The organism is Gordonia sp. (in: high G+C Gram-positive bacteria) (assembly GCF_047606305.1).
Classification (GTDB): Bacteria; Actinomycetota; Actinomycetes; order Mycobacteriales; family Mycobacteriaceae; genus Gordonia.
This window is the reverse complement of sequence record NZ_JASGER010000072.1, coordinates 1-4713: the sequence shown is the minus strand read 5'-3', so window position 1 is coordinate 4713 and position 4713 is coordinate 1. Positions and strand designations below refer to the sequence as shown.

The window sequence follows — 4713 nt, the reverse complement described above, 5'->3', positions numbered from 1 at the left end:
GTGCGGCCGGGGTCGCGCCGGCCTGCTCGTCGGCCGCGCCGGCCTCGTCGGTGACGGCGTCGAGAACGGTCGTCGGCTCGTCGTCGCCGAACAGGTCGAGGCTGATCGCGTCGGTGTCGGTGACGGCACCGCGCCGGGGCTGGGGCGACGGGTTGCGGCTCCGCCGCGCCTCCGGGCGGGCGGCGGGCCGGCGGTTGCGCGACGAACGGGCGGACCGTGGTCGGCCCGCCCGTTCGTTTCTGCGCTCTGCCATGCCTTCTAGCTAATCACGCCTTCGGCGCAAACCGTGGGAAGGCGAGGTCGCCGGCGTACCGTGCCGCATCGCCCAGGCCCTCCTCGATCCGCAGCAACTGGTTGTACTTGGCGACGCGCTCGCTGCGCGCGGGAGCACCGGTCTTGATCTGGCCGCAGCTGCAGGCGACGGCCAGATCGGCGATGGTGGTGTCCTCGGTCTCGCCGGAGCGGTGGCTCATCATCGTCTTGTAGCCGTTGTTGTGGGCCAGTGCGACGGCGTCGAGCGTCTCGGTCAGGGTGCCGATCTGGTTGACCTTCACCAGCAGCGCGTTCGCGGCGCCTTCGACGATGCCGCGCTCGAGGCGCTCGGGGTTGGTGACGAACAGGTCGTCGCCGACGATCTGCACCTTGTCGCCGATCGCCTCGGTGACGGCGACCCAGCCCTCCCAGTCGTCCTCGGACAGCGGGTCCTCGATGGAGACCAGCGGGAACTCGTCGACGAGCTTCTCGTAGAACTCCGCCATCTGCTCAGCGCTGCGCGTCGAGCCCTCGAAGGCGTAGCCCTTGCCGTCGGTGTAGAACTCGGTCGCCGCGACGTCCAGGGCCAGCGCGACATCGGAGCCGAACGTGAAGCCGGCGCCGGTGATGGCCTCCTCGATGATGCCCAGAGCCTCTTTGGTGCCCGCGACGTTGGGGGCGAACCCGCCCTCGTCGCCGAGACCGGTCGACAGGCCCTTGCCCTTGAGGACCGACTTGAGCGAGTGGTAGACCTCCGCGCCCCAGCGCAGCGACTCGGCGAAGGTGTCGGCGCCGATCGGCGCGATCATGAACTCCTGCACGTCGACGCCCGAATCGGCGTGCGCGCCACCGTTGATGATGTTCATCATCGGCACCGGCAGGATGTGGGCGTTGGGGCCGCCGACGTAGCGGTACAGCGGCAGGCCGGCGGACTCGGCCGCGGCCTTGGCGACGGCCAGCGAGACGCCCAGCAGCGCGTTGGCGCCGAGTCGGGACTTGTCGGCGGTGCCGTCCAGGTCCAGCAGGGCCTGGTCGACGAGGCGCTGGTCATCGGCCTCGTAGCCGACGATCTCCTCGGCGATCTCGGTCAGCACGGCCTTGACCGCCTTCTCGACGCCCTTGCCGCCGTAGCGCTTGCCGCCGTCGCGGAGTTCGACGGCCTCGTGCTCACCGGTCGACGCGCCCGAGGGCACCGCCGCGCGGGCCAGGGTGCCGTCCTCCAGGGCCACTTCCACCTCGACGGTCGGATTGCCGCGCGAATCCAGAATCTCGCGCGCGCCCACCTGCTCGATCATTGCCACGGCTGTCTACCCCTCATGTCTGTGTGCGGTGATGCACTCAGGGTAATACCGGGCCCGATGGGCCGTGAGGTCAGTACCGGCGGTTCACCGAGTAGGCGTTGGCGCGCTCGCTGACCTTGACGGCGTACGGCCGCGACTGGTTGTAGACCATGAGCGCACGCATCCAGCCCTCCGCGGTCGTCATGTCACCCCCGGCGGAGACGCACAGGTACCGCGCCGCCGAGAGCGCCGCGTCGTCCATGTTGTCCGGATCGGCCACGCCGTCGCCGTTCGCGTCGACGCCGAACCGCTGCCACGTCTCGGGCAGGAACTGGAAGGGGCCCTCGGCGCGGACGTAGTTGGGGCTGCCGTCGTCGCGCTTGGGCTTCTTCTGGTCGACCATCTTCATGTTGCCCGACGTGCCGTCGAGTTCGGGTCCGCGGATCGGCGGGTGGGTGTCGCCGTTGCTGTCGACGCGGGAGCCGTCGTGGCGCCCGTGCTTGCTCTCGGTACCCGCGATCCCGGCGAGCGTGGTCCAGGCGATGCCGCACTCGGGGTGCTGCTGGCGCTGGATCTCCGCGGCGTTGCCGTAGGCCTCGAGCGCGGTCACCCCGATCCCCGTCGCATTCGAGATGGGCCGCGCCCACGCGTTGAGCTTGGCCGCCGTGCGGCCCGGCCCGTGGATGTTGAGGTACGGAACCGGCGCACCGGCCCCTGGCGGGATGCCCTTGGGGATGTCCGCGTGGTTCGGCAGCGAGATGCAACTCGACGCGAACAGGGCAACAGCGGACGACGCAACGGCTATCGCCGTCAGCTGCCGCCGCCGGAAGTGCGTACCCATGATTCCCCTCGAGCTTGTCGATCAATTGTTCCACACCCTCGACTGGCATTCACGCCACTATCGGCGTAAGTTGCTTTGGTTAGCCTCGCCTAAAGCTTGTCGAGAGGGTTCCGTATGTCCGTCGTCCTCGCCGCAGAACCGACGACGTCAGTGGTCACCCAGCTGACCGGGAGCGGCGTCATCGGCCTCCGCGAAGGTCTGGAGACCGGGATCGTCGTGATGATCCTGGTCGCCTTCCTGGTGAAGTCCGACCGCCGCGACTCGCTCCGCTACGTGTGGCTGGGCGTCGGGCTGGCGCTGCTGCTGCTGATCGGCGTCTTCGTCGGCATCGAGTTCGGCACGTCGACGATCGACTCGAAGTACGCCGAGCTCGTCGCCGGTGTCGCGTCGCTGGTCGCAGTCGCGATCGTCACCTACATGCTGCTGTGGATGAGCAAGGCGTCGGCGCACCTGTCCGGCGACCTCAAGGAGGGCATGGCCTCGGCGCTCGCGACCGGCCCGACCGCGGTGTTCTTCCTCGCCCTCCTGGCCGTCGGCCGCGAGGGCCTGGAGACCGCGCTGCTGATGGCGAGCTACGCCGAGAGCGTGTCCGGCGGGCTGGTCCCGCTCCTCGGGCTGTTCATCGGGATCGTCGTCGCTGTGCTGATCACCATCGGGCTGTACTTCGGCGCGGTGCGGATCAACTTCAAGGTCTTCTTCACCATCACCGGCACGTTCCTGGTGTTCGTCGCCGCGGGCATCCTCGCCTACGGGATCCGAGCGATGGAGAACTACGGGTGGCTGGACTGGGTTCCCGGCCACGGGCACACCGCGTTCAACCTCTCCTCCTCGATCGGCTATCAGCACGACTCGTGGTACGGCTCGATCCTCGCCGGGATCTTCAACTTCCGGCCCGACCCGACGTGGCTGCAGGTCGTCGCCTGGGCCGTCTACATCGCGATCGTGCTGCCGCTCTTCCTCAACCGTCAACTGGGCACCCGCCGACCGGCCGGCGCCCCCACGAAAGGACAACCCGAGAATGTCTAACCGCACCGTTCGCTTCGTCGCCCTCGGCGCCGCCGCACTCGTCACCCCGCTCGCGCTGAGCGGCTGTGTCGCCAAGGACTCCGCGTCGAGCACCCTGAACGTCACCTCCACCGACACCGCCTGCGACTTCGACGGCACCAAGGCCCAGACCGGCACCGTCGGGTTCAAGGTCACCAACTCGGGGTCGAAGGTCACCGAGTTCTACGTCTACGACGGCTCGCGCGTCCTGGGCGAGGTGGAGAACATCGCGCCCGGCGTGAGCGGCAAGCTCACCGTCGACCTGGTCAAGCCGGGCACCTACGCCGTCGCCTGCAAGCCGGGCATGGTCGGCACCGGCATCCGCAAGGAGATCACCGTCACCGGCGAGGAGAAGACGAAGAACGAGGCGGCGGCCGACGTCGAGGACGCCAAGAAGCGCTACCTGGACTCGGTGCGCACCGAGGTCGGCAACCTGGAGAACGCCACCGCCGACTTCGTCGCCGCGGTCAAGGGCGGCGACCTGGACGGTGCGCGCGGCAAGTTCGCCACGACCCGCTCGTTCTACGAGCGCGTGGAGCCGGTCGCCGAGTCGTTCAGCGACCTCGACCCCAAGATCGACATGCGCTGGGACGACACCGCCGACGGCAAGGAGGCCTTCACCGGCTTCCACCGCATCGAGCGCTTCCTGTGGCCGCCCACCCCCGAGGAGATCGGCGACGCCGACGGCAAGGTCGCCCCGGCCGACGCCGCGGACGCCAAGAAGGCCGACAACGCAGAGTCGATCGGCAAGGTCGCCGACCAGTTGCTCACCGATGTGCGCGCCCTCAAGGCCGAGGTCGACAAGCCGGACTTCAAGTTCGACACCCAGCTGTTCGTCCAGGGCCCCAAGGCGCTGATCGACGAGATCGCCAAGACCAAGGTCGCCGGCGAGGAGGACCGCTACTCGCACACCGACCTGTGGGACTTCGCCGCCAACGTCGAGGGCAGCCAGCGCCTGATCGGCGAACTGCAGCCGATCATCGAGAAGCGCGACGCCAAGCTGATGACCGAGGTCACCGCGCAGTTCGACACGATCAACGCCGCGATCGACAAGCTCCGCACCGGCGACGGCTACACGTCGTACGACAAGGTCGACGACGCGACGCGCAAGGACCTGTCGGCCAAGATCGACGCGCTCTCGGCGACGCTGTCGAAGGTGCCGGCCGTCGTCATGAGCAAGTGAGCGCACCCGTCGATAGATTGAACTGATGGAGATCTCACGTCGTCAGGCGCTGCGCGCCGGGGCCGCGGCAGCGGTCGTCGGGGGCGCGGCCGTGGCCGGCGGCGCGGTGGGCC

At 68.8% G+C, this 4713-nt stretch carries 5 protein-coding genes; 2 read left to right on the top strand and 3 right to left on the bottom strand.

Going from position 1 to position 4713, the window contains the following annotated elements:
- The 3 genes from QM634_RS11365 to QM634_RS11355 all read right to left on the bottom strand — a co-directional run.
- Positions 1-253, bottom strand: a 253-nt coding sequence (locus QM634_RS11365; RefSeq protein WP_415042891.1) for a hypothetical protein, incomplete at its 3' end; no start/stop codon positions are given.
- Positions 254-266: 13 nt separating this feature from the next.
- Positions 267-1553 (bottom strand): phosphopyruvate hydratase, encoded by a 1287-nt coding sequence (gene eno, locus QM634_RS11360; protein ID WP_415042890.1) that lies wholly within the window; start codon positions 1551-1553, stop codon positions 267-269.
- A 70-nt stretch (positions 1554-1623) separates the two neighbouring features.
- Positions 1624-2373 carry a lytic transglycosylase domain-containing protein gene (locus QM634_RS11355; RefSeq protein ID WP_415042889.1) on the bottom strand — a complete coding sequence of 250 codons (750 nt, stop codon included), beginning with the start codon at positions 2371-2373 and terminating at the stop codon, positions 1624-1626.
- 114 nt (positions 2374-2487) lie between these two features.
- Here QM634_RS11355 and efeU point away from each other — a divergent pair, with 114 nt between their 5' ends.
- Together efeU and efeO are read left to right on the top strand one after the other, a co-directional pair.
- Entirely contained in the window at positions 2488-3399 is a 912-nt protein-coding gene (efeU, locus tag QM634_RS11350; RefSeq protein ID WP_415042888.1) for an iron uptake transporter permease EfeU, read from the top strand.
- Positions 3392-4600: an iron uptake system protein EfeO gene (gene efeO / locus QM634_RS11345; RefSeq protein WP_415042887.1), complete on the top strand. Its 1209-nt coding sequence runs from the start codon at positions 3392-3394 to the stop codon at positions 4598-4600. Before efeU ends, efeO begins: the two co-directional genes overlap by 8 nt.
- Positions 4601-4713 lie beyond the last annotated feature (113 nt).